This is a genomic window from Desulfosarcina alkanivorans (assembly GCF_009688945.1).
Classification (GTDB): domain Bacteria; phylum Desulfobacterota; class Desulfobacteria; order Desulfobacterales; family Desulfosarcinaceae; genus Desulfosarcina; species Desulfosarcina alkanivorans.
Genome location: NZ_AP021874.1, coordinates 4572787 through 4597525, shown reverse-complemented (window position 1 = coordinate 4597525; position 24739 = coordinate 4572787). Strand labels below are relative to the sequence as shown.

The following is a 24739-nucleotide window of genomic DNA, read 5'->3' as shown; positions in this document are numbered from 1 at the left end:
TCGGCGGATCCCCATACCCTCTCTTTGTTTGTCTCCGTGTTGAACAACCCTGCCGAAGGGATTGATCGGGATGTCTTTCCTTCTTTGGCGGCAGGCACCTTCCTTGCATAAAATCAGCGTATGCCGGTTCCGAAAAGATGATCCCGCCGATGATGAATCCGGTGACAGTTCTTGGCATGACTCAAGATGGTCTTTCCCCCAGCGGATGGCAGCCGGGCTGCTCCGCTGATCGGGTTCGTTCAATGTTTAATACGCTGTCGCGCTTTCGAGTCATTAATGGGCCGATCTCAGACATATATGGAACAAAGCTGCCACGACATCTTTGACAGTATCGAGGAGGGGGTGTTTACCGTCGATCTGAATTGGCGGATTACGTCGTTCAACCGGGCGGCGGAGAAAATTACAGGGGTTTCCGGAAAAGAGGCCATGGGGCAGCCGTGCGGGCAGGTGTTCAACACCAATATCTGTCAATCCGATTGTGCCATTCGAAAAGCCCTGGAAACCAACCAACCGGTCTTCAATCTGCCGGCATACATGACCCGCTCGGATTCAACGCGCATCCCCGTTGCGCTCAATGCCACGATTTTGAGGGACCACAAGGGCCGCATGATCGGTGGCGTCGAGACCTTCAGGGATTTGTCAAGCCTGAGCAAACTGCGAAAATCTTTCTACCGGCACCACGTTTTTGAAAACATGGTGAGCAAAGATCAAAAGATGCTCGAAATTTTTTCAACGCTCAAGCAAATTGCCGACAGCGACTGCATCGTTTTGATCGAGGGGGCAACCGGCACCGGAAAAGAACTGCTGGCCAAGGCCGTTCACAATAACAGCCCCAAAAAAAATGGGCCGTTTGTACCGGTCAATTGCGGTGCCCTGCCCGATACGCTCATCGAGTCCGAGCTTTTCGGATACAAGGCCGGGGCTTTTACGGACGCCAAAAGCGACAAGCCGGGGCGCTTTGAACGCGCCCAGAACGGGACCATTTTTCTCGACGAGATCGGGGATATTTCCCATGCCCTGCAGGTTCGATTGCTGCGCGTTTTAGAAGATGGGAGTTATGAACCCCTGGGGGCTGTCCAATCCGCCAGGACCAATGCCCGGGTCGTCGTTGCTTCCCATCGCAGTCTGGACAAGCTGGTTGAAGAGAGAAAGTTCAGGGAAGACCTGTATTTTCGGGTGAATGTAATAAAATTTTCCCTGCCGAAACTCGTCAACCGAAAAGAGGACATTCCCCTGCTGGTGGACTATTTCATCGATCGATTCGGTCAAAAAACCAAGAAAAAAATTATGGGCCTTACCCACGAGGCGATGGCGGCACTGATGCTCTATGACTGGCCTGGCAACATCCGTGAGCTTGAGCATGCCATCGAACACGCGTTCCTTCTCTGCAAGGAAGAACGGATCGGGTTGCGGCATTTGCCCGATAAACTGCTGACAGAGATTAATGCGGCGTTTGCCAACAATCCGAGGACCCTCAAAGATATAGAAAAAAACGCCATCCTCAATGCCCTTCGGCGGAACAACGGGAAAAAACTGGTTACCGCACGGGAGCTTGGGATCAACAAAAACACCCTCCGCCGCAAGATTGTCGGGTACGGCATCGAGGGGTCGGTGTGAGGATAACCCATGACGAAAAAAATCGAACCCGCGGAAAAGAGGCCGCTGACCGTTCTTGGCCCGCACGATGTTTTCCGGTTTGAATGCCACCAGGGCCTGGATTGCTATACGCGATGCTGCCGGGATATCACCATTTTTCTGACCCCGTACGATATCCTTCGGATGAAAAATGCACTGGGCCTGTCCTCCGGAGATTTTTTGAGCGCGTATACGGTGTCCATGATCGGCGACACCGGTCTTCCGGTCGTCGTTTTAAAGATGCGGAAGGACGACGAGAAACACTGCCCGTTTCTCGCCGGCAGCGGATGCACGATCTATCCGGACCGCCCCTGGGCATGCCGCATCTACCCCTTGCAGCCTGAAAGCACCACGCTTACGGAAAAAGCCGGTAAATTATATTATTCGGTGATGGATGTTCCCTTCTGCCGGGGACTTCTGTCCGACAGGACCGTCTCGCTGTCGGTTTGGATCGAGGAACAGGCGATCCCCGTCTACCATGAAATGGAGGCGCTGTTTAAGAAAATTACCACCAACGAACGCCTGACCAAAGAGAAGATCACGAATAAAAAGATCCAGGAGATGGTTTACATGGCCTGCTATGACCTGGATCGTTTCCGGCGGTTTGTGCTGGAAAGTACATTTCTGGAACGCTTCGACATCGGGCCGGAAACGGTTGAGCAGATCCAGACGGATGATGTGGCCCTCTACCGCTTCGGCATCCAATGGCTTGAATACGGTCTCCTCGCCCAGCATGTGCTCAAGATCAAACCGGAGGCCATGGCGGCCAAAAAGCAGGCACTGGGGATTGAATGATCGACGCACCTGAAATGCAGCCTGTGCCGGGCGGAACGTTTCACTTCGCCTGTCACCAGTCGATGCCTTGTTTTACCAGATGTTGCGCCGACCTTGAACTGGTGCTGACACCGTACGACATCATTCGCCTGAAACAGCGCTTGCATCTTTCCTCGGGGGAATTTCTTGACCGCCACACCACCGTCTCCGCCGATCGGCTTTCCGGGCTTCCGGTGGTCAAGCTCAAGATGCAGGCCGATCAACAACGGCGGTGTCCATTTGTGAGTCCGGATGGCTGTGCCGTCTATGCGGACCGACCCGGCGCCTGCCGTCTATATCCCCTGGGCCGCGCCGCCTCGATGTTTTCCGCAACCCAGCCGGGGGAATATTACTTTACGGTGAAAGAAGCGCACTGTCTCGGATGGAAGGAAGAAAAAGAATGGACCATTCAGGCGTGGCTGACGGACCAGGGGCTGGATGAATACAATACCATGAACGACCGCTTCATGGGGATCGTCACCGGACGGCCGCCGAAAACCCTTAGAACGCTCAGCAGCGCCCGGATACAGATGGTCTACATGGCCTGCTATGACCTGGATGCCTTCCGGCGCTTTGTTTTTGAAAGCTCATTTCTGGACCGGTTCTTTATCCCTGAAGAGCGCCTGGCTCACATCCGGACGGACGATATGGAATTGGCGGCGATTGCCTGTCGATGGCTCAAGTTTTCACTGTTCGGAGAAATGACCCTTCAGTTCAGCCGTCGTCCGGAATAATGTCCTCTTTCAGGGCGTCAGCGGACCAGACCGGCAGGGGCGAGAATTTGCCGGTATCCGGGTCCAGGCGGCAGCGATAGGATGCCCGGGTGGCCTGTTTCTCCCATAACCGCCGCCATCCCTGGACATAGTAGGGGCAATCGTCGTTAAAACAGACGTAGAAAAAATCATTGACCCAGGTGGAGGCAAGGGGAACGCGCCATTTATTCATCTTCCGGTCGCAGTGGGGACAGCGTGGTTGGTTCTGGTCGACCATTGCTTTATCTCGTTTCTTCAATCATCCATCCCCACCCGGCCTGTCCGGGTCGGGATGGGCCGGATCAACCCGTCACAGGAAAAAAGGGGGGCGCATGACCCGGATCGTCGAAAAAGAATATATTCCCCGCGATTACTATGAAGCCGCTCTGGAAAACGGCTCGCTGTCGATGAAACCCTGTTGTGCATGCGGTAACCGCCTCGATGAGGATTATCGTTGCGCGAAGTGCCGGAGAGAATGCCGTTGTCACCTGATTGTCTGTCAGGATGAGGCGACCCTGGATCGGGTTCGGCATTACATCCGCAGCGCTTCCCAGTTTTCAGGTTTCAAAGCCAGACTTGCCGGGGAACGGCAGCGGTAGCTGGCGCTGCGTAATAAGGGCCGCGTCAGGCCGCTGTCGGCTACACCGGTTTATCCAGATCCCTCAGCCGCCGGATGGCGGCGTCGATCATCTGTTCCCTTCCGATCCTTTCGCTTGCTGCTTCCAGTACCGACAGGGCCCCGACGTTCCCGAATTTTCCCAGCGCATCACCGGCCCAGTTGACGATATGAGGGCTCTCATGGGCCAGGAGATCCAGCAGCAATTCATAAGCGGCCGGTGTTTGAATGTTTCCCAGCACCGATACGATACCGGTTTTAATCGGGTCGAATTCATTGTCTCTTGAAAACGCCGCCCGAATATCTGATATGACGCGATCTCCCCGTTTTTCCAGATAGTGAAGGCTGGCACCGGACGCATAGTCAAACCCGAACATGGAGATATCAATAAGCCCCCGGGTGGCCGCAGCGGCTGGGTAGACCGATAGAATCTCGGGCACAAAAAGACCGGCCCAGGAGTATTTTACGGCCAGTGGGAGCAGATAGGGGATTACATCAGGACCGATGGCTTTGAGCGTTTCCAGTGTTTCCTTCAACGCGTGGCGTCGCCGTTCGAGGCCCTGGGTCTGGTTTCCCGGAAACCGGGCCGCATCATCCGCCGTTTGAAGGGCCCCGACAAGTTCGATGATCGCTGCATTTTTTTTCGATGGACGACGGGCCTGATAGGCGCTTGCCTTGGAGGCGATCCAGGTTTTCTGAAGCCAGGTCAGGGGCGGATAGCGATAAGACAAGGCCGGTTGGCCGATCTGTGAATCCCGGTACTGTCCGTGCGTGATAAAGCAGGCTTTTTCCGCTTCGGCAACAGCCAGCCGGTGCCGGCAGATATCGATGGCGGCCTTGAATTGGCCGGCGTATAGATGACCGGTCGCCAGGATATCGTGGAGCCTGTCCTCATTCGGATACCGGAGGATCAACGTTGACGCCTGGTCGATCGCTTCGGCATATCGGCCGGAATGCAGCAGGTTGAACGCTTTTTCGATACGTTTGATCAGCCGGGTCTGCTCTGCTTTTCGTGCCGTTCGCGGTTCGTCCTTGCCGGTCGAATCCGCACGTTCGGCCACCGTCTGCCGACCCAGGCAGCAATGCTTGTATTTCTTTCCCGAGCCGCACGGGCACGGGGCGTTTCTGCCGGTTTTTCCGGGAGACGCATCTGTCGCCCTGGCCCGTTCCCGGTCAATCTGTGCCAGCAGATCATCCCGGACCCGCAAAAGGTGTGCTTTGCTGATGCCGGACGTTTGAGCGATCGCGTCCGGGCTTCCGCCCTGAAGCATTTTTAAAACGGGTTCGAGATCCGCTTCGGACAGGGTATCGAAGGTCACGCGGTTGTCGACGATCATGGATGGTCTCTTTCGGTCAATGATGAGTGCGGATCTAAATCCGCTCGAAAAAATCGATGCACGCCCGGGCAAAGCCGGCAGTGTACGCCTTAAAATCGAAACCCGTGTCTCCTAAATGGCGATTCAGGATTTCGGCGCGATAAAGATCCCAATTCGCCGGGATTCCTCCGGCCCGGTACACGGCCGCCAGTTCATCATAGTCCGCTTCATGCCTGGCGAAGCCGGTCCCTGTCCGGTAGCCCCGGTCGAACCAGGTTTCAAAGACCGTATTGTTTTTCTGTACGGTCATGTTCAGTGCCTCCGGAATAGGGGCTGGATCTTTCGAAGGGGTGCGGGCGATCCGGCCTGTTGCATGCCATGACATGCGCTTAAATAGGGAACTCCGGACGAACGACAGCCGCGAGAGGGGGCCATGCTCTTGCGGCTGCCGCAGGAGGATACCTGTATGGCATTGTCCAGGTATCTTTTCAGGACGGTGTTTATTTCAGCAAGGCCGCCACTGGACGTTGGGGTTTGGATGTTCAAACGTCCGGAAATCACCGGGGTTCAGGATCTGTATCCCGTTTCTGTTGAACTTCAACAATCGATAGGAGCCGATTTCCTCTTGCTGTTCAACGATCTCATCGCAGAGCCTTACCAGGTCCGGAACCGCTTCCGCTTGGGTTTCCACAGTCGCGCGGACCAGGGACATGTTCGGAAGGGATGACCCTTTTTGATAGCCGGCCAGGATCACTTCCGCCATCCGGTCTTCGCTGACTGGTACGGGAAAAACCGCCACGTAGATCTCCGTCACCCGTTCAACCATTGACTCGTGCCTGTCCGGGCCCGGCATTTTCAACTCCTTTGGCGTGGGTCAGACGATCTGAAATCACCCTGGTCAGAAACGGCAACGCCCCGGCCACCGGATATCAGGGCCGGGGACAGCGCTCGTGGCCTACATACCAACAACTTCCTTAATTTCAACCTGGTGTATGATGGGGCGGGTGAGCATGGTGAATTCATCCTTGTCGGCATCGTAGACGGAGTTGACAAACACCTTGCCCCATTTGTCCTCATCCATCCGCTTGAAATCCGATCGGTAGTAATACCCCGGCCACCGGGTTTCCTCGCGGTACAGTTTGTGACGGGTATGGGCTTCGGCGATCTGGACCCGGTGAATATTTTCCCAGCAGCGCATCAGTTCATGGAGGTTTCGTGCGGCGAGTTTGGACAGGTCTTTTTTGAGCATCTTTAAGTGATCCAGGGCGATATTGAGCGTAATCGCGCTGCAGGTGTACTGGGTTCCCCATCCGGCCACATATTCGTCCATGATTTTGTTGAGGCGGAAGATGGCCATCTTGGGGGTGATATAGTTCGGATTGACCTCTTCGACCGGCAGGTCATATTTTTTGTCGGTCGTCCCCAAGGTGGTATAGGCTTTATGTTTTTCATAGTGCGAGAGCGGCAGCAGGATCTGTTCCTTGAGGCTGTCCACCACGGCCTCGTCGAATTCAGGCCGCTCCGGGTTGTCCACGCAGTATTTTACCGCCGCCTTGGCCGCAATCCGGCCTTCGGTAAACGAGCCGGAAGAGAATTTGTGGCTCGACACGCCGACCCCGTCACCGGCAGCAAAGAGCCCCTTGACCGTGGTCATCCGGTTGTATCCCCAAAAATACTCGTTCCTGCTGGCGTCGGTCTGAATATCTTCAGGCCCGCTGGTCCATGCCCCGGAGGCGCCGGAATGGGAGCCGATAAAGTAAGGTTCGGACGGCATGATCTCCGATGGACCTTCTTCGGGAAAGACGTCCTTGGCCGCCCAGAGAACCGCCTGGCTGATGGTCATGTCGAGAAAATCCTCCCACGCCTCGGCCTCCAGCTTCTTGATCTCCTTTTTGTATGCCTTCTCATCCGGTGCCTTTTCGGCAATTTTGGCGATGGCCTTGTCCGTGTGGATAAAGATGGGCCCGTCGCCTTTCTGGTACATTTCAATCATCATCAGGTGGTTCCGGAGGCAGGTGGGAATCGGTTTTACTTCTCCATATGGGGGCCAGTTGTGCAGTTCGCCGCCTTCGGCCAACCCTTCGGCCATGTAATTGAATCCGGTGGCCGAGGTTGCCGAGGCCTTGAACAGGAGGAACCATGCCCCCACCGGACCGTAGCCGTCCTTGAACCGTCCCGGAATAAAGACGACTTCCTGGGAGGTCATCTCGGCGCCGGCCGTGGTGGTCAGATAGGAACTCGATCCGGCGTTCCAGGGTGGATACCAGGCCCTTCCGAGACCTTCTCCGGTGGACCGCGGCTTGAACACGTGAACGGCGCCGCCGGCGCTGACAATACACGCCTTGAATTTGAACACATAGATTTCAGGGTCCCTCACACTGAAACCAATGGCGCCCGCCACCCTGTTTTTGTCGTTCTTATCAAGCAGCAGGCGAGCGATGAATACCCGTTCGATAATGTTGTCCATGCCGACGGCGTTCTTGCCGGCTTCGGCAACGATGGCCTTGTAGGACTCACCATTGATCATCAACTGCCAGCGGCCTTCGTGGACATAGTTCCCGTCCGGATCCGTCCAGATCGGAAGCCCGAATTTTTCGAACATGTGGACCGTGCCATTGACGTGCCTGGAAATATCCATGACCAGGTCGTCCCGGCAAAGGCCCATGAGATCCTGACGGACATAGCTGAGGTAATCGACGGGACTGTTTTCACCCTGGTACTGGTTGATGGCCGAAAGGCCCATGCCCACGGCCCCGCTGCGCTCCATGGCGGCCTTGTCGACCACGGTGATTTTCACATTGTTTTCTCTGGCCCAGTGGGCGCCTTCCACGCACGCCCCGGCGCCTGCCATCCCCGGACCGATTATCAAAAGATCGGTGGTTACCTCGATGGTTTTGAATTCCTGCATTTTCATCACCCCCTTTAGTCTCCGAGCGTCCAGAGTTTATCGGCTTTCAATGATGCCGGTTCCGTAAACAGGAGCTGATCGTCCAGCGTGCCCGGTCCGATGCCGAAGCCGCCGTCCGGTTTGGCCTCGCCTTCCGGCGTGGTCCGGATGGGGAATTTGAACCGCTTGATCGTCCCCCCCCTGAATTTGACGGTCCACATGATGTCTTCGGATCCCCGCATGGGGACGACGCTGGCGCCCAGTGGCGTAAAATCAGCGTACCCCCGGACTTCGATGGCCTGGGTCGGGCAGATTTTGACACAGTTGTAGCATTCCCAGCACATATCCGGCTCGCAGTTGTACGCCTTCATCCGGTCCGCATCCAGCACCATCAGATCGTTGGGGCAGATGTACATACATGCAGTTTTGTCTCCGCCCTTGCACCCGTCGCATTTTTCATCGATGACAAAACTTGGCATTGTCTCCTCCTTTGGTGTTAAATGTATGTGTTCATCGCCTTTTAGAATTAAAGCCGAGAAAATGGCACCACCTCCCTGCAAAACATGACGTCTGAAAGTGACCCCGTCCTACTGCGATGAGGTATACTCTCCGGGCTTATGATGTGGCTGTTGTCTTCAACCCCTAATTCGGATCGGTATGCGTCCGGCAGCGGGATTCTTTCGTACGTTCAAGGCAAACGACGGATACACGGGAGAAATGGAGAGCGCGCTGTCATGGTCCAGCAGCAACATCGGTGCCAAAGAGAAACGTTTTGCCGCTCCAAGGATAATGCCCTGAAAAACTGATTAAAATGAAAAAACCTGGTTTCCCGGTGCCCCCCATTGACCTGGACGGCAGGCTGCAAAATCAGGCTTGATAAAGACGGAAAGGGTTCATTTTTAACCCTTCCTGTCACGACCACCCCGTTGCCCTGCATTCAACCCGATGCGCTGCCCCCGGTCATGATAAAAAACGAAGCCCGTTGTCTTTGCACTGCCCGGGTGCTATTGGAATCCAATCTGGCCGATTTAAACCCGCAACTGCGGTACCCCCGGCGATGAACCGAAATGAAAATAGCGATTCCTGCCAGTGCACCGGATCTTGGTGCCCGCGTCGAGAACAGGCTGGGCACGGCCTCCTATTTGCCGGTCATCGATATGGAAGACCTGTCCGTCGAGGCCCTGGCCGGGCCCTCGGCAGCTGCCGGGCCGGGGGCCGGTATCGAGGCGGTCTCCACGGTAACGGACAGGGGGGCCAGGGTCATTTTAGCCGGATTTGTCTCGCCCCGTGTTGCGTTGGCGCTCGAAAAACATGGGATTGCGGTGATCACGCCCGTCGATGGCCGGGTAATGGATGTGATTGAAACCTACCGGCGGGGTGCGTTGCCCGGGATGACCGAGGCGTCCCGGCACAAAGACGTGCAAATGGCCGCTTTACACGGCCCGCGGCTTCTGCCGGCGTTTCGGAAGGCAGCCCGGCAGTTTTTCATCCTCATTCCCGTGCTGATCGGCGTTCTTCTTCTGGTCGGTCTTTTCCGTGGTTTCGTGTCCCGGAACCTGCTTCTGACCATTTTTTCAGGAAACGTGTTTCGAGATACACTCTGGGGGGCATGCATCTGGAGCATGTTGTCAGGCAATCCGGTCAACAGCTATGTGGTTGCTGAAACCCTGCTCAGGATGGGGCTCAGCCTGTTCGGCGCGACATCCCTGATGCTGACCTGGGTAAACGTTGGGCTGCTGAAGCTTCCCGCCGAGATGTCGGCCCTGGGCGCGCGGTTTGCCATCACCCGGACGATAGCCGCATTTCTGATGGCCATTGGGGTATCGATCCTGACCGTAATCCTGGCCGGGGGGCAGGTGCAGTGAAAACCTCCGGGCATGATGGGCAATCAAGGATCGGCGGGAAACAGCGGCGATGGCTTTTTCCGATCATCATGGCTGCCGCCTATGTGGTGATTTACTTCATTGCGCCGCACCGCACCGTCAAGTCGCTGATGGCAAGTGGAACGGTCCTCAAACAGATGGTCCTGCCGCTGTTACTGGTGTTTGTGGTGATGGTCGTGCTGAATCGTTTCGTTAGGCCCTCCCATGTTTCGCGTTTTCTGGGCCGGCGGGCCGGAATAAAGGGCGTCTTGCTTTCGTCGGTTGCGGGTATCCTTTCCATGGGGCCTGTATACGTCTGGCTGCCATTTTTAGCGGAAGTTCGGGAAAAGGGCGCCTCTGATTTTCACCTGGCCAACTTTTTGTCCAGCCGTGCCGTCAAACCCGCTCTGCTTCCCCTGATGATCGGGTATTTCGGCTGGCGGTTTTCCTTGACGTTTACCGTCCTCAACATGGTGGGCGCATTGCTCGTGGGGGTCGCGGTGTTTTACCTTTGCGGCGGCCGGAGCCAGTCACAAAGACCCGTCAAGTAAGCGTTGTTGAAATGCCGCCGGGCTGACCTGAGCCTCGACCTTACAGGGGCGTCTTCGTTGAAGGCGTATCTCCCTTTTCTTCATAGCTTGGCAAAATACCGCCGACAAGCGGTTCATAAATGCGGTAATCGGTGACTTCCCCGGTGATGGCGTCGATTTCACTCTGGATCGCCGTCCGGGTCTCGCTGTGAAGCCATGTTTTCCAATCTTCGACGGATCGCCACGTACTTCTGACCAGATATTCGTCTTCACCGGCCGGGTCGATACATTTTAACGTTTCGCCCGAGATATAGCCGGTTTGCGCCAGTGCAAGGGAGCGCAAACGGACAACCAGGGGGGCGAGCCTTGCTTCTTCTTCCTTGATAAATCGTCTTCTGATCAACACCTCGATAGCCATGGATTTCTCCTTTCCATTTTTAGGATTCCTCTTTCGGACATCTTCAAACGGTCACGACCCTGCCGGCACCGGCTGCCAGATACTTGTCCGGATAGAGACGCTTGATTTCGTCGATATGCCGGGTGCAGTGGGCCGGGCAGATGGTATCCAGCCGGTCGATCAGAGAATAGTCGTCGAAGCCGTGCAGGCCGCCGATCAGGGTGCTTGCCTTCCCGAAACGGGATGCTGCCGTGATGATCGGGTCGACTCCGGGATGAGAACAGCCGGCAATGATCACCGTCCGGTCGTTCCCTCGCAGAACCAGCGATTGTTCGATACCGCCGAGTTGTCCGGTCGAGTAAACGTTGTCAAAAACTTTCGTGGGGTTTGTCACGGTGACGACCCGGACGTTCGCCGCGGGTTGCGGGCAGGCGGGGGGAATGAACACCGGGGGGGAATGGATGCGCAGAAAATCGGCAAGGCCCCCGATATGGTCCCAGTGGCCGTGGGAGATGAAGACCGCATCGATGGTCGACGGGGCGATGCCGAGCCGTTCCATGTTGCCCAACAGGATGTCGCCCCTGGCGCCGGTATCGAAAAGAAGGGCCCGGGTACCGGTTTCCACCAGGCAGGAAAATCCCCAGTCGGGCGTCAGCGACTGTTTCCAGACAACATTGTCGTAGACGATGGTGATTTTCATGGCTTGGCGATTCCGGTCGGGTCCAGGGTGTCGCTAACAACAACAGGGGTACCGGTGTGGCGGAGCAGTGGACGAGAAATCCCGTCAGGCCGGTACCCCGATCCACCGTTATTCGGAGCCTTCCTTTTCCAGTTCGGTGATTCTTTGCTGGATGGCGTCCAGTGATTGCCTCATGGCCTCGGCATCTGCCCGCAGCATCTCCATTTCACCGGCTCTGCTTGCCGGATACCCGCTGCCATAAGGCTGCGGATAGGCAACGCCGCCGTAGGCCGGCCCGAAGCCGAAACCACGGCCCCTGCCGAATCCGCGTCTGAACCCCATGCCCCTGCCATAGACATAACCGCCGCCGTAAACGGGACGATCATAGGCACCTCCTGCGCGGCCGCAGAGTCCCCTGCGACCGCCGGTCATGGGTCCGGCCCCCATGGGACCGCTTCGGTCTAATCCTGGCATGATACGAACCTCCTTGTTAGGGTTTTAGATCTCGTGCGGCTGGTTTCAGCGTCAGCGGTTTTGACCGCGACCGCCTCTTGAACCGCCACCTTGTCCCTGTCCGCGACCGCCACGCCGGCCTTTTCCCTGGCCGGCTCCTTGACCGCCGCACCTGCCGCCTTGACCTTGCGGTCGAGCCGGCGGGTTGCTCCGGCCGCAGGGACCCTGCCCCCGGCCTGATTGCCGACCCTGTCCGTCCGGGCCGGTTCCGTCTCCTCTTGGCATGTGTTTCACCTCCCTTCTGATCTGTTTTAAAGCGATTGACTGTTTCTTCAAAGGATTGACAATTTTCCGCCGATATTACCGACCCCCCATCCGGCCCCGTCTGCCGCGGCACCGTCGGCCTCCGCCGCGCATGGCATAATTGCCGCCGGCGATTTTCAGGGCTTTGCCGGTGACCAGGGCTTCGCCGACGATAGCGCGGGCTGCCGAAAGAATCCTGCCGTAGGTCTGGCGGGACACCTGCATCAGCGCAGCAGCCGATTCCTGGTCCAGGCGCTCGAAATCGCTCAATCGGATGGCTTCCAGTTCTTCGACCGACAGCATCACTTCTCCGGTGATCGGTATGCCCTGGGGGACAAATGCGGCGATGGCCGGGTATGCGGACACGACTCTTGGTTTCTTGGGTCTCGGCATGTTTTCATCCCATGTTTCTGTCGTTTGACCAAAATATAAATATTAATATACATGGTGTCAATCAAATAAATGATCATTTGACTAAAAAGAACAGCCCCGGGTGGAACCGGGGCTGGAAGAGGGCAAAAAGGGGATATCAGGGTTTAGGTCCGCAATTTTTCGGCTTGCTCGGCCAGCAGTGTTTTGAACCGGTCCAGCGTTACCGGGTACGGAATGATCGGAATTCCCATCCAGTCGGAATAGTCTAAAAAATCCTCCGGATGTTCGGCCATATAGGCGTCCAGGTAGCCCACGCCGTCGAGAACCACGGCCCCGCCGCTATGGCGGGGAAAGTTTTCGTTGGCCAGTCCCCGGTCCCATCCTTTAAAGACCTTGTGGCGAAACTTGATCCAGCCGGGGGTCATCCACCAGACCTTTTCACCACCGGCCACATCGTCGGCGATGCGCTGCCTTTCGGCTTCACTGGCAATCATGTCCATGCAGTGGGTGGCTTCAATCCGCGCCACCCCGGAACCCTGTTCGGCGATGAGTTGCTGCATGGTGCGGGTGGGTTCGTCGGCATTGACATAACAGAACTTGCCCCCATAGACCACGATGACCCTGTCCGTGTGCTGCCTGGCAGTGGCGATGCGATCGAGGAGTTGGCGCTCCAGTTCATGAATGTTTTCGTGAAGGCCCGGCGTGGTGAAAAACAGATGTTCCGTATCCAGGAACCCTTCGGCGCGCAGATGATTCAGTTCCATGGACAAGGTCCCGCAGGAAACGATCGACACATCGGCAAATCCCGGTGATTTCATAATGACACCTTTTTGGGTAACGTTATGTAGCGCTACGTAACGCAATCGATTGGGTAACGGTTTCCATGATGGGTCACCCGATTTTATTTCAGCACGGCCTTCAGCGCCGTGAGCAGGTTGTCCAGGTCGGCCGCTTTCGGATGTCCCACCGCATCGGCGGCATCATCCAGCCACACCGGCGGCTGGGGTTTGGCTTTGACCTTCTCCAGCACTTTTGGATTGACTTCGCCATGGCAGCTGAACGTGCCGGCGACCGCCGCCCCCTCAGCCAGGGATTGGGCGCAGGCCATTGCGTTGTTGGCGTGGTCGGACCCGGGGCGGGCGCCATGGGTGGCAAAGAGAAATACTTTTTTGTGGCCTTTCAGCCGTTCGAGGTAGCCTGACGATTTGGGGTCCGGTTTGCCGGCCTGAAGCCAGAATCCAAGGGCGACCAGATCGTAGTCGGCCGGGTCCGGCGCATCGTCGACCACGCACATCTGCGTGCCTGCCGGCAACGCCTCGCAAACGGTCTCGGCGAGCTTTTGAGTGTTTCCGGTTTGACTGGAATATACGACAAGGGCTTTCATTGGACAGCCTCCTTTTTCGCTGCACTAATTGACGATGAACGGGGCCGGGGAGGCCTCACCCGCGAGGGCCTTTTGAATCGCCTCTTCAAGAACGGATTGGGAGACCATTCCGGTAATGGAATTGATGGGGGTTCCCCCCTGAAAGATCATCAGGGTGGGAATGGACTTGATGCCGTAACGCTCGGCGACGGTCGTGTTGATGTCGACATCGCATTTCGTAAAAATCATCTGATTTTGGTAAGCCTCGGCCAGGGACGCGAATGCCGGCGCCATGGCTTTGCAGGGGCCGCACCAGGGGGCCCAGAAGTCGACGATGACGGGTTTGGTCTGCTGGAGAACCTGCTGGTCGAACTGGTTGTTTTCGATTTCGGTAACAAACGCGGTCATAGATTCACTCCTTCTCAATCGGTTGTGGTTGAATTCCGGCGGCGTTGAAACGCCTCCGGGGGATTTTATTTTTCTCTAAAATTCAACAAGTGTGCCAAAAAATGGAGACCCCGGCACGATGAGCATGCCTTTCATCGTGCCGGGGCGACAGGAGGTGAGAGTAAGGTTGAGTGAATCAACATGGAGGTGTTGATTGCTTACTCAGTTAAATTCACAGCAAACGTTGTGCCATGTCGATTGTTTCAGGGCAAGAAGGGAGATGGGAGTGGCTTGAAGCACCGGTCGGTATCGGAGAGGCGCGGTGAGAACGGGATCGCCTTTCAAGCCTCCTGCCCGTGGCAGGAGGCTTGAAAAACCCTCAATATTTTTCAATCAGGCCCTCAATAAACGGCAGCAGCCGCTCCCGCATATCCGGACGATCCATTGAAAAGGCCAGGTTGGCCATCTGGAAGCCGGCCTTGTTGCCGCAGTCGAAGCGGATCCCCTCGTAGCGGTAGCCGTAGATATTCTGTGTCTCCAGCAGTCGGGCCATGGCGTCGGTGATCTGGATCTCTCCTCCGGCCCCCACTTCTTTGCCGGCCAGGATGTCGAATATCTCCGGGGTGAGGATGTAGCGGCCGATGATGGCCAGGTTGGAGGGCGCCTCCTCGGGCCTGGGTTTTTCCACCAGGCCGCGAATTTTGGTGACGCTGTTGACCAGCGGGTCCGCATCGAGGATGCCATATTTGCTGGTGTCCTGCGGCGCCACTTCGGCGACGGAGACGATCGAGGCTTGCAGTTCGTCGAATTTTTCCACCATCTGTTTGAGAACCGGCGTCTTCGCTTTGACCAGATCATCGGCCAGCAGAACGGCAAAGGGTTCGTTGCCCACGATGTTGCGGGCACACCAGATGGCATGGCCCAGCCCCAGCGGCTGGTTCTGGCGGGTATAGATAATGGAGCCGGATTCGGGGATCAGGGCGTGAATCTCTCTCAACTCCGCGTCCTTGCCCCGGGCCATGAGCATGTGTTCCAGCTCGCAGGAGTGGTCGAAATGATTCTCGATGGCCTTTTTCCCGGCGCCGGTGACGAAGATGATCTCCGTGATCCCGGAGGCGTAAGCTTCCTCGACGGCATACTGGATCAGGGGCTTGTCCACGATGGGAAGCATTTCCTTGGCCATGGCCTTGGTGGCCGGCAGAAACCGGGTGCCCAGACCCGCAACGGGGAAAACGGCTTTTCTGACTTTCATGAAACCTCCCTGGTTGAGAAGATGTGCTTCAGCTGTTGGCCCGGATCGTTCAGACCGCCTCCACCCAGCCCTGGGGGGCGTCGATGACGCCGTACTGAATATCCTGAATGGCCTGGAAAAATTTGTGGGCCAGCGGGCCGACCTGGCCGTCGCCGACGGTGATTACCGTGTCTCCGTATTTCAGTTCTCCCACCGGGGAGATCACGGCGGCGGTGCCGGAACCGAAAATTTCCTTCAGATGCCCGGAGGCATGGGCATCGATCACCTCATCGATGCTGATTTTTCTCTCGGACACCTTCATGCCCCAGGACCGTCCCAATGCGAGCACCGAGTCCCGGGTAATGCCCGGCAGGATGCTGCCCGATAGTTCGGGCGTCACCAGTTCGTCGTCGATGACGAAAAAGATGTTCATGGCGCCGACCTCTTCCACATACTTCTGCTCCACCCCGTCGAGCCACAGCACCTGGGTGTAGCCGGCCTTGTGGGCCAGGTCGCCGGCCAGCAGGCTGGCCGCGTAGTTGCCCAGGGTCTTGGTGTCCCCCACGCCGCCGCGCACGGCGCGCACGTGCTCCTTGGTCACCATGATTTTTACCGGGTTGAATCCTTCGGCGTAGTAGGCACCCACCGGGCTCAGGATAATGAAAAACCGGTAGGTGAACGACGCCCGGACGCCCAGGAAGGGGTCGGTGGCGATGATGGTGGGGCGGATGTAAAGCGAGGTGCCCGGAGCACTGGGGATCCAGTCCTTTTCTACGGTGAGCAGCTGTTTGAGCGCCTCCAGGGCGAAGGCCTCATCGATTTCGGGGATGCAGAGCTTGCGATTGGACTGGTTGAGCCGGCTGAAATTCTCCTGGGGCCGGAACAATTGAACACCGCCTTTGTCGTTGCGGTACGCTTTCAGGCCTTCGAAGACGCCCTGGCCGTAATGCAGCACCATGGTGGAGGGATCCATCACCAGGGGGGCATAGGGTTCGATGCGGGGATTGTGCCAGCCTTTTTCCACGCTGTAATCCATGTTGAACATGTGATCGGTAAAGATGGTGCCGAACCCCAGTTGGTTTTCATCCGGCTTGGTTTTGAGCTGTTCGGCGTTGGTGATGGTTATCTGCATGATGGTGCCTCCTCGGTGAGTGAAACGATTTCGATCCGGCGTCCGGATTAAGGAAAATAAATAGGAATAGTTCAGGATTATTAAAGGCAGACCAGCTAATCCGTTACAAATACACCTATTTTATGCGTGAGTCAACGACCACCCCGAAGCGGGAGCCTTCCCCTTCCGGCTCCCGGTGGCAAGGGCCTGCCGGGTGCGGCGTCTGCCGATCCTGCGGCTCGATGCGCGCTGGAAGCAGGCTTTATGGAAACAACTGTTCAATCAATAGATGGATTGGGTGCTGTCGGCATCGAACAGGTGCAGATGATTCAGGTTCATGGCCATGCGCAATTGCTGGCCGGCATGAAAAATTCTGCGGCCCTCGCTTTTGGCGATGAAGGAGACCCCCTTGAAATCCATGTGCATGTGGGTTTCACCGCCAAGGGGTTCGACCACCTCCACCGTACCGTCCAGCTTCCACGCGTCGGGAAAACCACCGTTGCCGTTGTCCACGGTAAAATCCTCGGTGCGCAGGCCCATGATCACATCGGTCTCTTCCTTAACCTTCATGCCCTCTTTTACAGGGAGGGGCACACTGAGCTGGTCGTTGAACCGGATCTTCAGGGTGTTGCCGGCCTTGACGATGCGGGCGGGCACCAGGTTCATGGGCGGGCTGCCGATAAAGCCGGCCACGAAGGTGTTGGCCGGGTTCTGAAACAGCTCGATGGGTTGGCCCACCTGCTCGATTTTACCGTCGCGCATCACCACGATGCGGTCGGCCAGGGTCATGGCCTCCACCTGGTCGTGGGTGACGTAGATGATCGTCGACTGGACCTTCTGATGCAGCCGTTTGATTTCCGTGCGCATCTGGGTCCTCAGTTTGGCGTCCAGGTTGGACAGGGGTTCGTCGAAGAGAAATACCGACGGTTTGCGCACAATGGCCCGGCCCATGGCCACCCGCTGCCGCTGTCCGCCGGAGAGTTCGTGGGGTTTGCGGTGCAGCAGGTCTTCCAGGCCCAGGATGGTGGCCGCTTCGTTGACCCGTTGGAGGATTTCCGCCTTGGGGGTTTTGCTCAGCTTCAGCCCGAAGCTCATGTTGCCGAAGACGTTCATGTGGGGATAGAGGGCGTAGTTCTGGAAAACCATGGCCACGTGCCGGTCCTTGGGGGCGATGTCGTTGACGATCCGGTCTCCGATGTCGACCCTGCCGGATGTGATTTTCTCCAGCCCGGCCACCATGCGCAGCACGGTGGATTTACCGCAGCCGGAGGGGCCCACCAGCACAACGAATTCCTTGTCTGCGATCTCCAGGCTGATGCCGTGAACCACTTCTGTTTTGCCGAACTTTTTAACGATGTCCTTGAGAATGACCTGTGCCATTGCTTGCCTGTCCTTTGTCTCCCGCTCCTGGGTGCTGGCCAGGGCGCCCGTGATAGCGCGTTAACCTGATTCGGAATACGAACTGTGGAAAAGGAGCACGCTTTTCCGGTTCAAGTCAAGCACTCTTTCGCCTTGAATCAATTAATTTGCAAACCCACGCCTCCACGGGCGCAAGTCGCATGGGTGTTTTTAATAAATCCTTGACTCGTGAGAGCGAACCCATTAACGTTGATTTCAGCTCGGGAGGAGCCATCTTTTTTACTATTTATTTTCAATCGGTTATATTCAAACCAGGAGGAGCGTTCAGCCATGATGAAAAAACTCACGATGTTGATGGCATTGGGGGCCCTGATGGTCTTTACCGTCGGGCAGGCGTTTGCAAAACCCATTGAGATTCATTGGTGGCACGCCATGAGAAGTGCCCGGGGTGAAGTCTGCAACGCCATGATCAAAAAGTTCAACGAATCCCAGGACAAATACGTGGTGGTCGGCACCAACAAAGGCAATTATGACGAAACGGTCAATGCCGGTGTCGCGGCCATCCGGGCCAAAAAACAGCCCCATATCCTTCAGTCCTTTGAAGTGGGAACCCAGACCATGATGCTTTCCGGGGCCATCTATCCGGTGTACGAGCTGATGAAAGACGCGGGATATAAAATCGACTGGGACGATTACCTGCAGCCGGTGCTCTCGTATTACATGAATGCCGATGGCAACCTGATGTCCATGCCCTTCAACTCGTCGACACCGGTCATGTATTACAATGTCGACCTGTTTAAAAAGGCGGGGCTGGCGCCGCTTTCCAAGGAAAAGCCGGTCACCTGGGACGAACTGGGCGGCATGCTCAAGAAAATTGTCGGTTCCGGCGTTCCCGGCGGGATGGTTACCGCCTGGCAGTCCTGGACCCAGATCGAGAATTACAGCGCCATTCACAACATCCCCTTTGCCTCAAAAGCCAACGGGTACGAAGGGTTGGATTGCGAGCTGACCATCAATAACGACAAGGTCGTGAACCACATTGCCCGCCTCAAGGGCTGGATGGGCGACAAGCGCTTTTTCTACGGCGGCCAGAAATACCAGGGCCCCAAGTCCGAATTCCTTGCCCAGAATGCGGCCGTTTACATCGACTCCATCAGCGGCATCGCCAAGCTGAAAAAAGCCGTCAAGGATTTTACGTGGGACGTGGCGCCCCTGCCGGTGGAGTCCTGGATGAAAGAGCCCCAGAACTCCATTATCGGCGGCGCATCCAACTGGGTGCTCAAGGGACACAGTAAAAAAGAGTATCAAGGGGTTGCCGCATTCCTGGAGTTTCTGGCCAACAACGAGATGCAGGAATTCTGGCACAAGGAAACCGGCTATTTTCCCATTACCCAGAGCGCCTATCGCAGCCTGAAGGCCAAGGGCTATTATGACGAACAGCCTTACCAGGAAGTGGGCATCAAGCAGATGACCCGGCGTATTCCCACCAAAATTTCCCGCGGGCTGCGCCTGGGCTATTTCATCCAGATCCGCAATATCATCAACGAAGAGCTGGAGCTGGTCTGGAACGATTCGAAATCTCCAAAAGAGGCAATGGACAGCGCGGTTGCGCGCAGCAACCAGAAGCTGAGGGAGTTTGAAAAAACCTACAAGTAAGACCCTGTTAAACGTTCCGTCGAGGCCGCACTCTGGCCTCGACGGAATTTTTAAGCGGACCTCACATGATCAAACGATCCTACTTCACCTCAAAAACGCTGCCCTATCTGCTGATTCTTCCCCAGATCCTGGTAACGGTCACGTTTTTCTACTGGCCGGCCTTCCAGGGCCTGATGCAGTCGATGATGCTCAGCGACCCGTTCGGGCTGCACAATACCTTCGTGTGGTTCGACAACTTCATTTCCCTGTTTAAAGACCCCCTTTACTTAAAATCCATCGGCATCACCCTGGGCTTCAGCGCAGCCACCGCGGCCGTATCCATCTCCTTCGGCCTGTTTGTCGCCACCATGGCCAATCGTGCCCTGAGGGCCAAAGCCGTCATCCGGACCCTGCTGATCTGGCCCTATGCCGTGGCGCCGGCCATTTCGGGTATTCTCTGGCTGTTTTTACTGCACCCGTCATACGGCATCGTTTCCATTTTTTTGACGAAAACTTTCGGGTTGGACTGGAATCCGGTGCTTCGGGGCAATGACGCCCTGATCATGGTGATCATGGCCAGCGCCTGGAAAGAGGTCAGCTACAATTTCGTTTTCTTTCTGGCCGGCATGCAATCCATCCCCAAATCGCTGATCGAAGCGGCCTCCATGGATGGCGCCAGCCCGTTCAGGCGGTTCTGGTTCATTACCATCCCCCTGCTCTCGCCAACCATGTTTTTCGTGACGGTCATGAACATTATCTACTCCTTTTTCGAAACCTTCGGCGTGATCCATACCGTGACCCAGGGTGGACCGGGCGGCGCCACCAACATCCTGGTCTACAAGGTGTATCAGGATGGCTTCATCGGCCTGAACCTGGGGTCGTCGTCGGCCCAGTCCGTGGTGCTCATGGTGCTGATTATCACCATCACGGTATTGCAGTTCAAATACGTGGAGCGAAAGGTCCAATATACCGGATAGACGGATCCCTATGGTTGAAAAAACACCCATACTCGACGCACTGACCTATATTTTTCTCATGCTTGGGATACTTATCGTGGGGTTTCCCATCATCTATGCCCTGATTGCGGCGACCCTGCCTATCGAAGAGGTTTCCCGGGTCCCCATGCCGATGATTCCGGGTGATCAGTTCATGGTCAACATCCAGGCGGCCTGGGAAAAGGGCAATCTGGGCACCCAGTTGGTCAACTCGTTTATCATGGCCTCGGGCATCACCATCGGTAAAATCTGTGTGTCCATGCTCGGTGCGTTTTCCATCGTCTATTTCGATTACCGCCTGCGGACCGTGGCATTTGTCACCGTTTTCTGTACCCTGATGCTGCCGGTGGAGGTCCGTATTCTGCCCACCTATGAAATGGCGGCCAATCTTTTCGGCCCGCTGAACCTGATGTGGGAAAAGCTTGGCCTGGGTGCCGTGGCCGGCTGGATTGCCGGCCACGACGTGGAAATCAACCTGGATTTCAGCCTGCTGGACAGCTACACGGGGCTGATTTTGCCCCTGGTGGCCTCGGCCACCTGCACGTTTCTGTTCCGTCAGTTTTTTCTCACTGTTCCCGAGGAGCTTTGCGAAGCGGCAAAAATGGACGGCGCCTCGGCCATGACCTTTTTCAGGAAAATTCTCTTTCCGCTTTCCAAAACCAATATCGCCGCCCTGGTGGTGATCGAGTTCGTCTACGGATGGAACCAGTACCTGTGGCCCCTGCTGATCACCACCGATCCGGATATGATGACGGCGGTTATCGGGCTTCAGAACCTGATCCCCCAGGCGGACGACCTGCCATACTGGAACGTCGCCATGGCCGGATCCCTGCTGGTGATGCTGCCGCCCATCCTGGTGGTGCTGTTCATGCAACGCTGGTTTGTGAAGGGGTTGGTCGAACGGGAAAAATAGGCTTGGCGGTTTGGTAAACGGCCGATACCTGCGTTGCGCTTCATCGCTTCTCACTGCGGCGTACCGTAAGTACTTCTCATTCCTCACGATTTGCAAGCCTTGATCTCGGCCGTTTACGAAGCCGTCTGATCTGATCGGCTACGTTTTGAAACAGGCTGGGGTAAAGGAAATTAAGGGATTGGAAATTGTGGGATGGAGGCGTCGAAGGTATTCCATAACCGAAGCCCTCAATTTTCTTCTGTGGTCACAAACCAATCCACGGGTCTGCGCAGGCTGACCGGCTCCGGATAGGTGTCGATATACCCCACGCGCAGGACAAATTGAGGATAAAAGCCGTTGTCATGAGAACCCGCGATCTGCTCGATGCCCTGTTTTTCTTCGAGCACCTGGGTCATGGGATGGATGGCGATCCCATGTTCACGGGCCAGCAGCGCCATGCGTTCAAAGCGGCGGCCGGTGTCGATCAAGTCGGCTACGGTCTGACCCGGACTGGTGATCACGACCCATCCCCCTCCCTGTTGTGCCAGCTCGGCTGTTAAATCGACCCCCTGTTGACGGTAGGTTTCCTTGAGAAAATCCCGGGGCTGGACAAATTGGCGCACGAACCATCCTTTGACGCCCCTTATCTCCATGCCTTCTGTGGACAACCCGTCCCGGTGAAGTTTCGCCTCCCGGGGCTTGAGGCGCAACCACCGCACGAGCTCCTGCTGGGCCTCATCCCGGCTGGCTTGAACACGGAAATTTTCCACAGCCAAATCCCTTATGCACGCAGCGTGATTGGACCCTCGCGGAAAGTAAAACACCTGCCCTTTCATCCCGCCGGACAGGATGTTGACATCCGTAGCCGTAATTTCTCTGGGCAGATGGCCGAGCTTGACGGTCCGTCGCTTTTTTATTCGTTGCAACGGATAATCGGTCGGTTTGTCTTTGTGGAAGGCAACACGGACCACCTCCTGATCATGGCGGTCCCGGGCAATCACCCGAATGTCGGTGCCCAGCCCAAAGGCCCCGGCAGCCAGTGACAGGTTTTCGATAAAGGTTCCGAGTGACAGCATCAATTCGCGGTTTAGCGGATCCACACATGGCAATCGACGCTCTGCATCGGCTTCAATGATCCAGCTGTCGGCGCTTTCAATCCGGACGCGCCAGGGTTGGCTGTTGTGACCGCTGGGGGCCAGGCTGGCGTGATAGAGGAGGGTCAATGCCGTGTTGTCCAGGCCGGCTACCGGTATGGTTGTGTCCTGAAAATCAGGGAGCGCTTGTCGCGTCGCATCAGTGCAGCCATTAAACATGGCGGTGCTTCCCAAGACAACGCCGGCCGACAGGGTCCCTTTTATAAATTCACGGCGGGTCAGCATCATTGCCCCCTCCTTATCAATCCAGAAGTATTTTTACCATTTCTGCAAACCCGAACCCTCCCTCGGCTCGCGTTACCCACGTCGGCGGCGCTTCCAGCTGCGTCCCGAAAACCCGGACATTGGCCACCCCCACCGAATGGGGGAAAAACCCGAACATGGGCGAGTCGTTGGGGGAGTCGCCGCAGAAAATCACCCGGTCCCGTACCGCATCCAGGTCCACATCGAATACTTCCTTGAACATCAATCGGGACATGGACAACTTGTCGTAGGCACCGAACCATCCGTTTACGTGGATCGAGCTGATTTTTGCGGTGGCGCCGGCTGCCTCGAAGATGGCCTTGATGGCCGCAACCGACGGGGCGGGCAGGGCCGGTACGTCTTCGCAGAAATCGATGGCCAGATCCGCTTCCCGATACGCCTGATCCGCCGATACGCCGCATCCGGGAACCTCGGCCAGGACCGTTTCCCGGATGGCGTCAAGCCGGTCGCGATCCGTGCGTCGCTCCTCCGCCGGCTTCCAGAAGCGGCGGATCATTTTTCTGCCATGACGGTCGTAGTAAAAATAAAAGGCGCCATTTTCTCCCACCAGTCCATCCACCGGCCACATGCGGGCGATGTGGTCGCACCACCCGGCCGGGCGGCCGGTAATGGGGATCACGCGGATGCCGGCCCCTTGCAAACGTTCCATGGCGGCGAACACCACCGCCGGCAGCCTGCCGTTTACGGTCAGCGTGTCGTCGATGTCGGTGAGCACATACCGGATGCCGGGCTTGTTCTCCCGTTGAAAAGATTGGATCGGTTTCATCTCCGTTGGCCTCTTGTTGCCGGCTGTTGAGGGCCGGCCCGTCGATTAAGGGGGGCGGCGGTTGTGTCGTTTGCCCCCGAGGGTGGCAACGCAGCCGCTTTTTGACATTTCAATTGAAATCAACAGGCTGATACGATATTTATTGAAAATTTTCCGGCAGTCGGCCGGTATCGGGTTCCCGGCAAAAAACGAATTTCAAGAACGTATATGAATATCGATCGCTTTCCAACACCTTTGTTTATCGCTCACCGGGGTTACAGTTCCCGTTACCCGGAGAACACCCTTGCCGCGTTCAACGCAGCCATTGATGCCGGTGCCCGGATGATCGAACTGGACGTCAATCTGTCCAGGGACCGCCAGATGGTGGTGATCCACGATGAAACCGTGGACCGAACCACCAGCGGCACCGGCAGGGTGGCCGAGCATACCCTCAGCCAGCTCAGCCGGTTGGATGCCGGCAGCTGGTTCGACCCGCAGTTCTGCCGGGAGACGCTGCCGACGCTGGCCCAGGTTCTGGATGCCGTAAAGGGGCAGGTCATGGTGAACATTGAGATCAAGCCTGAAGCCTATGAGAGCCATGGCCCCCCGGATGCAGTGGAGCGGCAGGTGCTGGATCTGGTGTGTAAAAAACAGATGCTTGACGATGTCCTCGTGTCCAGCTTTGAATGGCAGGTGCTGGACAATTTGAGAACATTGGCGCCAGGGATCGCCCTTGGCCTGCTTTCCGATCTTCCCGTTGACCGGAGCCTGCTCTACTGGTACCAGCGGATCAGGGGGTTTTCATGGCACCCGGACTATCGGGTGCTGACCCGCCCGCAGGTGGACGCCCTTCACGATGTGGGTGCGCGGGTGTTTCCCTATGCCGTGGATGGCCGGATGGACACCGGTGGGATGCTCGCCATGGGTGTGGACGGCCTGATTGTCGACGATCCCCGGCAGATGACCGCCTGACGCCCCCGGTATCCTA

Annotated in this window: 28 protein-coding genes; 10 read left to right on the top strand and 18 right to left on the bottom strand. The window is 56.7% G+C overall.

Going from position 1 to position 24739, the window contains the following annotated elements:
• Positions 1-297 precede the first annotated feature (297 nt).
• From DSCA_RS20120 to DSCA_RS20110, 3 genes are read left to right on the top strand one after another with little or no spacing between them, the layout of a single operon-like run.
• Entirely contained in the window at positions 298-1617 is a 1320-nt protein-coding gene (locus tag DSCA_RS20120; RefSeq protein WP_231716221.1) for a sigma-54 interaction domain-containing protein, read from the top strand.
• 9 nt (positions 1618-1626) lie between these two features.
• On the top strand, positions 1627-2430 hold the full coding sequence (locus DSCA_RS20115) for a YkgJ family cysteine cluster protein (protein ID WP_155318129.1): 804 nt from the start codon (positions 1627-1629) through the stop codon (positions 2428-2430).
• Positions 2427-3182 (top strand): YkgJ family cysteine cluster protein, encoded by a 756-nt coding sequence (locus DSCA_RS20110; protein WP_155318128.1) that lies wholly within the window; start codon positions 2427-2429, stop codon positions 3180-3182. The genes DSCA_RS20115 and DSCA_RS20110 overlap by 4 nt, the downstream gene beginning before the upstream one ends.
• On the opposite strand, the gene DSCA_RS20105 is transcribed toward DSCA_RS20110, so the two are convergent.
• The gene (locus DSCA_RS20105) at positions 3163-3459 is read right to left on the bottom strand and encodes an ogr/Delta-like zinc finger family protein (protein ID WP_197904638.1); all 297 of its coding nucleotides are present in this window, start codon (positions 3457-3459) and stop codon (positions 3163-3165) included. The genes DSCA_RS20110 and DSCA_RS20105 overlap by 20 nt on opposite strands.
• Positions 3460-3532: 73 nt before the next feature.
• Between DSCA_RS20105 and DSCA_RS20100 the strand changes: the two genes are divergently transcribed.
• Complete coding sequence (locus DSCA_RS20100) at positions 3533-3799, top strand: hypothetical protein (protein WP_155318127.1); 267 nt, start codon at positions 3533-3535, stop codon at positions 3797-3799.
• A 40-nt stretch (positions 3800-3839) separates the two neighbouring features.
• On the opposite strand, the gene DSCA_RS20095 is transcribed toward DSCA_RS20100, so the two are convergent.
• The 5 genes from DSCA_RS20095 to aprB form a co-directional block, all read right to left on the bottom strand.
• The gene (locus tag DSCA_RS20095; RefSeq protein WP_155318126.1) at positions 3840-5153 is read right to left on the bottom strand and encodes an SEC-C metal-binding domain-containing protein; all 1314 of its coding nucleotides are present in this window, start codon (positions 5151-5153) and stop codon (positions 3840-3842) included.
• A 34-nt stretch (positions 5154-5187) separates the two neighbouring features.
• A complete protein-coding gene (locus DSCA_RS20090; protein WP_155318125.1) occupies positions 5188-5442 on the bottom strand; it encodes a hypothetical protein in 255 nt (84 codons plus the stop codon).
• 195 nt (positions 5443-5637) lie between these two features.
• Positions 5638-5985, bottom strand: coding sequence for a hypothetical protein (locus DSCA_RS20085; protein ID WP_155318124.1), 348 nt, complete (start codon positions 5983-5985; stop codon positions 5638-5640).
• A 102-nt stretch (positions 5986-6087) separates the two neighbouring features.
• Positions 6088-8040 (bottom strand): adenylyl-sulfate reductase subunit alpha, encoded by a 1953-nt coding sequence (aprA, locus tag DSCA_RS20080; protein WP_155318123.1) that lies wholly within the window; start codon positions 8038-8040, stop codon positions 6088-6090.
• Between the two features lie 14 nt (positions 8041-8054).
• Positions 8055-8498 carry an adenylyl-sulfate reductase subunit beta gene (gene aprB, locus DSCA_RS20075; RefSeq protein ID WP_155318122.1) on the bottom strand — a complete coding sequence of 148 codons (444 nt, stop codon included), beginning with the start codon at positions 8496-8498 and terminating at the stop codon, positions 8055-8057.
• A gap of 588 nt (positions 8499-9086) precedes the next feature.
• Between aprB and DSCA_RS20070 the strand changes: the two genes are divergently transcribed.
• Both DSCA_RS20070 and DSCA_RS20065 read left to right on the top strand, forming a co-directional pair.
• Positions 9087-9884, top strand: coding sequence for a NifB/NifX family molybdenum-iron cluster-binding protein (locus tag DSCA_RS20070; RefSeq protein WP_155318121.1), 798 nt, complete (start codon positions 9087-9089; stop codon positions 9882-9884).
• Positions 9881-10432 carry a permease gene (locus tag DSCA_RS20065; protein ID WP_155318120.1) on the top strand — a complete coding sequence of 184 codons (552 nt, stop codon included), beginning with the start codon at positions 9881-9883 and terminating at the stop codon, positions 10430-10432. The genes DSCA_RS20070 and DSCA_RS20065 overlap by 4 nt, the downstream gene beginning before the upstream one ends.
• Before the next feature lie 40 nt (positions 10433-10472).
• Here the strand turns inward: DSCA_RS20065 and DSCA_RS20060 are convergent, their stop codons facing one another.
• From DSCA_RS20060 to DSCA_RS20015, 10 genes are all read right to left on the bottom strand, one after another.
• The gene (locus DSCA_RS20060) at positions 10473-10829 is read right to left on the bottom strand and encodes an antibiotic biosynthesis monooxygenase family protein (RefSeq protein ID WP_155318119.1); all 357 of its coding nucleotides are present in this window, start codon (positions 10827-10829) and stop codon (positions 10473-10475) included.
• A 43-nt stretch (positions 10830-10872) separates the two neighbouring features.
• The gene (locus DSCA_RS20055; protein WP_155318118.1) at positions 10873-11508 is read right to left on the bottom strand and encodes an MBL fold metallo-hydrolase; all 636 of its coding nucleotides are present in this window, start codon (positions 11506-11508) and stop codon (positions 10873-10875) included.
• Positions 11509-11616: 108 nt separating this feature from the next.
• Positions 11617-11961, bottom strand: a complete 345-nt coding sequence (locus DSCA_RS20050; RefSeq protein WP_155318117.1) for a DUF5320 domain-containing protein — start codon at positions 11959-11961, stop codon at positions 11617-11619.
• Between the two features lie 339 nt (positions 11962-12300).
• Entirely contained in the window at positions 12301-12636 is a 336-nt protein-coding gene (locus DSCA_RS20045; RefSeq protein WP_155318116.1) for a DUF134 domain-containing protein, read from the bottom strand.
• A gap of 143 nt (positions 12637-12779) precedes the next feature.
• Entirely contained in the window at positions 12780-13433 is a 654-nt protein-coding gene (locus DSCA_RS20040; protein WP_155318115.1) for a DUF1638 domain-containing protein, read from the bottom strand.
• A gap of 83 nt (positions 13434-13516) precedes the next feature.
• Complete coding sequence (locus tag DSCA_RS20035; RefSeq protein WP_155318114.1) at positions 13517-13999, bottom strand: flavodoxin family protein; 483 nt, start codon at positions 13997-13999, stop codon at positions 13517-13519.
• 24 nt (positions 14000-14023) lie between these two features.
• Positions 14024-14386, bottom strand: coding sequence for a thioredoxin (gene trxA, locus DSCA_RS20030; RefSeq protein WP_155318113.1), 363 nt, complete (start codon positions 14384-14386; stop codon positions 14024-14026).
• 358 nt (positions 14387-14744) lie between these two features.
• Positions 14745-15617 (bottom strand): UTP--glucose-1-phosphate uridylyltransferase GalU, encoded by an 873-nt coding sequence (gene galU / locus DSCA_RS20025; RefSeq protein ID WP_155318112.1) that lies wholly within the window; start codon positions 15615-15617, stop codon positions 14745-14747.
• A 49-nt stretch (positions 15618-15666) separates the two neighbouring features.
• Positions 15667-16728 carry a branched-chain amino acid aminotransferase gene (locus tag DSCA_RS20020; RefSeq protein ID WP_155318111.1) on the bottom strand — a complete coding sequence of 354 codons (1062 nt, stop codon included), beginning with the start codon at positions 16726-16728 and terminating at the stop codon, positions 15667-15669.
• Positions 16729-16989: 261 nt separating this feature from the next.
• Positions 16990-18087: an ABC transporter ATP-binding protein gene (locus tag DSCA_RS20015; RefSeq protein ID WP_155318110.1), complete on the bottom strand. Its 1098-nt coding sequence runs from the start codon at positions 18085-18087 to the stop codon at positions 16990-16992.
• A gap of 309 nt (positions 18088-18396) precedes the next feature.
• On the opposite strand from DSCA_RS20015, the gene ugpB reads away from it, so the two are divergent.
• From ugpB to DSCA_RS20000, 3 genes are all read left to right on the top strand, one after another.
• Positions 18397-19722 carry a sn-glycerol-3-phosphate ABC transporter substrate-binding protein UgpB gene (gene ugpB / locus DSCA_RS20010; protein WP_197904636.1) on the top strand — a complete coding sequence of 442 codons (1326 nt, stop codon included), beginning with the start codon at positions 18397-18399 and terminating at the stop codon, positions 19720-19722.
• A 65-nt stretch (positions 19723-19787) separates the two neighbouring features.
• Positions 19788-20678, top strand: coding sequence for a sn-glycerol-3-phosphate ABC transporter permease UgpA (gene ugpA / locus DSCA_RS20005; protein ID WP_155318109.1), 891 nt, complete (start codon positions 19788-19790; stop codon positions 20676-20678).
• 10 nt (positions 20679-20688) lie between these two features.
• The gene (locus DSCA_RS20000) at positions 20689-21609 is read left to right on the top strand and encodes an ABC transporter permease subunit (protein ID WP_155318108.1); all 921 of its coding nucleotides are present in this window, start codon (positions 20689-20691) and stop codon (positions 21607-21609) included.
• A 227-nt stretch (positions 21610-21836) separates the two neighbouring features.
• On the opposite strand, the gene DSCA_RS19995 is transcribed toward DSCA_RS20000, so the two are convergent.
• Positions 21837-22970 carry an Acg family FMN-binding oxidoreductase gene (locus tag DSCA_RS19995; protein ID WP_155318107.1) on the bottom strand — a complete coding sequence of 378 codons (1134 nt, stop codon included), beginning with the start codon at positions 22968-22970 and terminating at the stop codon, positions 21837-21839.
• Between the two features lie 13 nt (positions 22971-22983).
• Complete coding sequence (locus DSCA_RS19990) at positions 22984-23772, bottom strand: HAD-IIB family hydrolase (protein ID WP_155318106.1); 789 nt, start codon at positions 23770-23772, stop codon at positions 22984-22986.
• 207 nt (positions 23773-23979) lie between these two features.
• On the opposite strand from DSCA_RS19990, the gene DSCA_RS19985 reads away from it, so the two are divergent.
• The gene (locus DSCA_RS19985; protein ID WP_155318105.1) at positions 23980-24723 is read left to right on the top strand and encodes a glycerophosphodiester phosphodiesterase; all 744 of its coding nucleotides are present in this window, start codon (positions 23980-23982) and stop codon (positions 24721-24723) included.
• The last annotated feature ends 16 nt before the right edge of the window (positions 24724-24739 follow it).

What these genes read in the sequence shown, in the direction of transcription:
- DSCA_RS20115 (WP_155318129.1), top strand. Translation starts at nt 1,627, where the DNA reads ATGACGAAAAAAATCGAACCCGCGGAAAAGAGGCCGCTGACCGTTCTT.
- trxA (WP_155318113.1), bottom strand. Translation starts at nt 14,386, where the DNA reads ATGACCGCGTTTGTTACCGAAATCGAAAACAACCAGTTCGACCAGCAG.
- DSCA_RS20120 (WP_231716221.1), top strand. Translation starts at nt 298, where the DNA reads ATGGAACAAAGCTGCCACGACATCTTTGACAGTATCGAGGAGGGGGTG.
- DSCA_RS20035 (WP_155318114.1), bottom strand. Translation starts at nt 13,999, where the DNA reads ATGAAAGCCCTTGTCGTATATTCCAGTCAAACCGGAAACACTCAAAAG.
- aprA (WP_155318123.1), bottom strand. Translation starts at nt 8,040, where the DNA reads ATGCAGGAATTCAAAACCATCGAGGTAACCACCGATCTTTTGATAATC.
- DSCA_RS20045 (WP_155318116.1), bottom strand. Translation starts at nt 12,636, where the DNA reads ATGCCGAGACCCAAGAAACCAAGAGTCGTGTCCGCATACCCGGCCATC.
- DSCA_RS20090 (WP_155318125.1), bottom strand. Translation starts at nt 5,442, where the DNA reads ATGACCGTACAGAAAAACAATACGGTCTTTGAAACCTGGTTCGACCGG.
- DSCA_RS19985 (WP_155318105.1), top strand. Translation starts at nt 23,980, where the DNA reads ATGAATATCGATCGCTTTCCAACACCTTTGTTTATCGCTCACCGGGGT.
- DSCA_RS19990 (WP_155318106.1), bottom strand. Translation starts at nt 23,772, where the DNA reads ATGAAACCGATCCAATCTTTTCAACGGGAGAACAAGCCCGGCATCCGG.
- DSCA_RS20055 (WP_155318118.1), bottom strand. Translation starts at nt 11,508, where the DNA reads ATGAAAATCACCATCGTCTACGACAATGTTGTCTGGAAACAGTCGCTG.
- DSCA_RS20085 (WP_155318124.1), bottom strand. Translation starts at nt 5,985, where the DNA reads ATGCCGGGCCCGGACAGGCACGAGTCAATGGTTGAACGGGTGACGGAG.
- ugpB (WP_197904636.1), top strand. Translation starts at nt 18,397, where the DNA reads ATGATGAAAAAACTCACGATGTTGATGGCATTGGGGGCCCTGATGGTC.
- ugpA (WP_155318109.1), top strand. Translation starts at nt 19,788, where the DNA reads ATGATCAAACGATCCTACTTCACCTCAAAAACGCTGCCCTATCTGCTG.
- DSCA_RS20015 (WP_155318110.1), bottom strand. Translation starts at nt 18,087, where the DNA reads ATGGCACAGGTCATTCTCAAGGACATCGTTAAAAAGTTCGGCAAAACA.
- DSCA_RS20040 (WP_155318115.1), bottom strand. Translation starts at nt 13,433, where the DNA reads ATGAAATCACCGGGATTTGCCGATGTGTCGATCGTTTCCTGCGGGACC.
- DSCA_RS20060 (WP_155318119.1), bottom strand. Translation starts at nt 10,829, where the DNA reads ATGGCTATCGAGGTGTTGATCAGAAGACGATTTATCAAGGAAGAAGAA.
- DSCA_RS20100 (WP_155318127.1), top strand. Translation starts at nt 3,533, where the DNA reads ATGACCCGGATCGTCGAAAAAGAATATATTCCCCGCGATTACTATGAA.
- aprB (WP_155318122.1), bottom strand. Translation starts at nt 8,498, where the DNA reads ATGCCAAGTTTTGTCATCGATGAAAAATGCGACGGGTGCAAGGGCGGA.
- galU (WP_155318112.1), bottom strand. Translation starts at nt 15,617, where the DNA reads ATGAAAGTCAGAAAAGCCGTTTTCCCCGTTGCGGGTCTGGGCACCCGG.
- DSCA_RS20110 (WP_155318128.1), top strand. Translation starts at nt 2,427, where the DNA reads ATGATCGACGCACCTGAAATGCAGCCTGTGCCGGGCGGAACGTTTCAC.
- DSCA_RS20070 (WP_155318121.1), top strand. Translation starts at nt 9,087, where the DNA reads ATGAAAATAGCGATTCCTGCCAGTGCACCGGATCTTGGTGCCCGCGTC.
- DSCA_RS19995 (WP_155318107.1), bottom strand. Translation starts at nt 22,970, where the DNA reads ATGATGCTGACCCGCCGTGAATTTATAAAAGGGACCCTGTCGGCCGGC.
- DSCA_RS20095 (WP_155318126.1), bottom strand. Translation starts at nt 5,153, where the DNA reads ATGATCGTCGACAACCGCGTGACCTTCGATACCCTGTCCGAAGCGGAT.
- DSCA_RS20020 (WP_155318111.1), bottom strand. Translation starts at nt 16,728, where the DNA reads ATGCAGATAACCATCACCAACGCCGAACAGCTCAAAACCAAGCCGGAT.
- DSCA_RS20000 (WP_155318108.1), top strand. Translation starts at nt 20,689, where the DNA reads ATGGTTGAAAAAACACCCATACTCGACGCACTGACCTATATTTTTCTC.
- DSCA_RS20050 (WP_155318117.1), bottom strand. Translation starts at nt 11,961, where the DNA reads ATGCCAGGATTAGACCGAAGCGGTCCCATGGGGGCCGGACCCATGACC.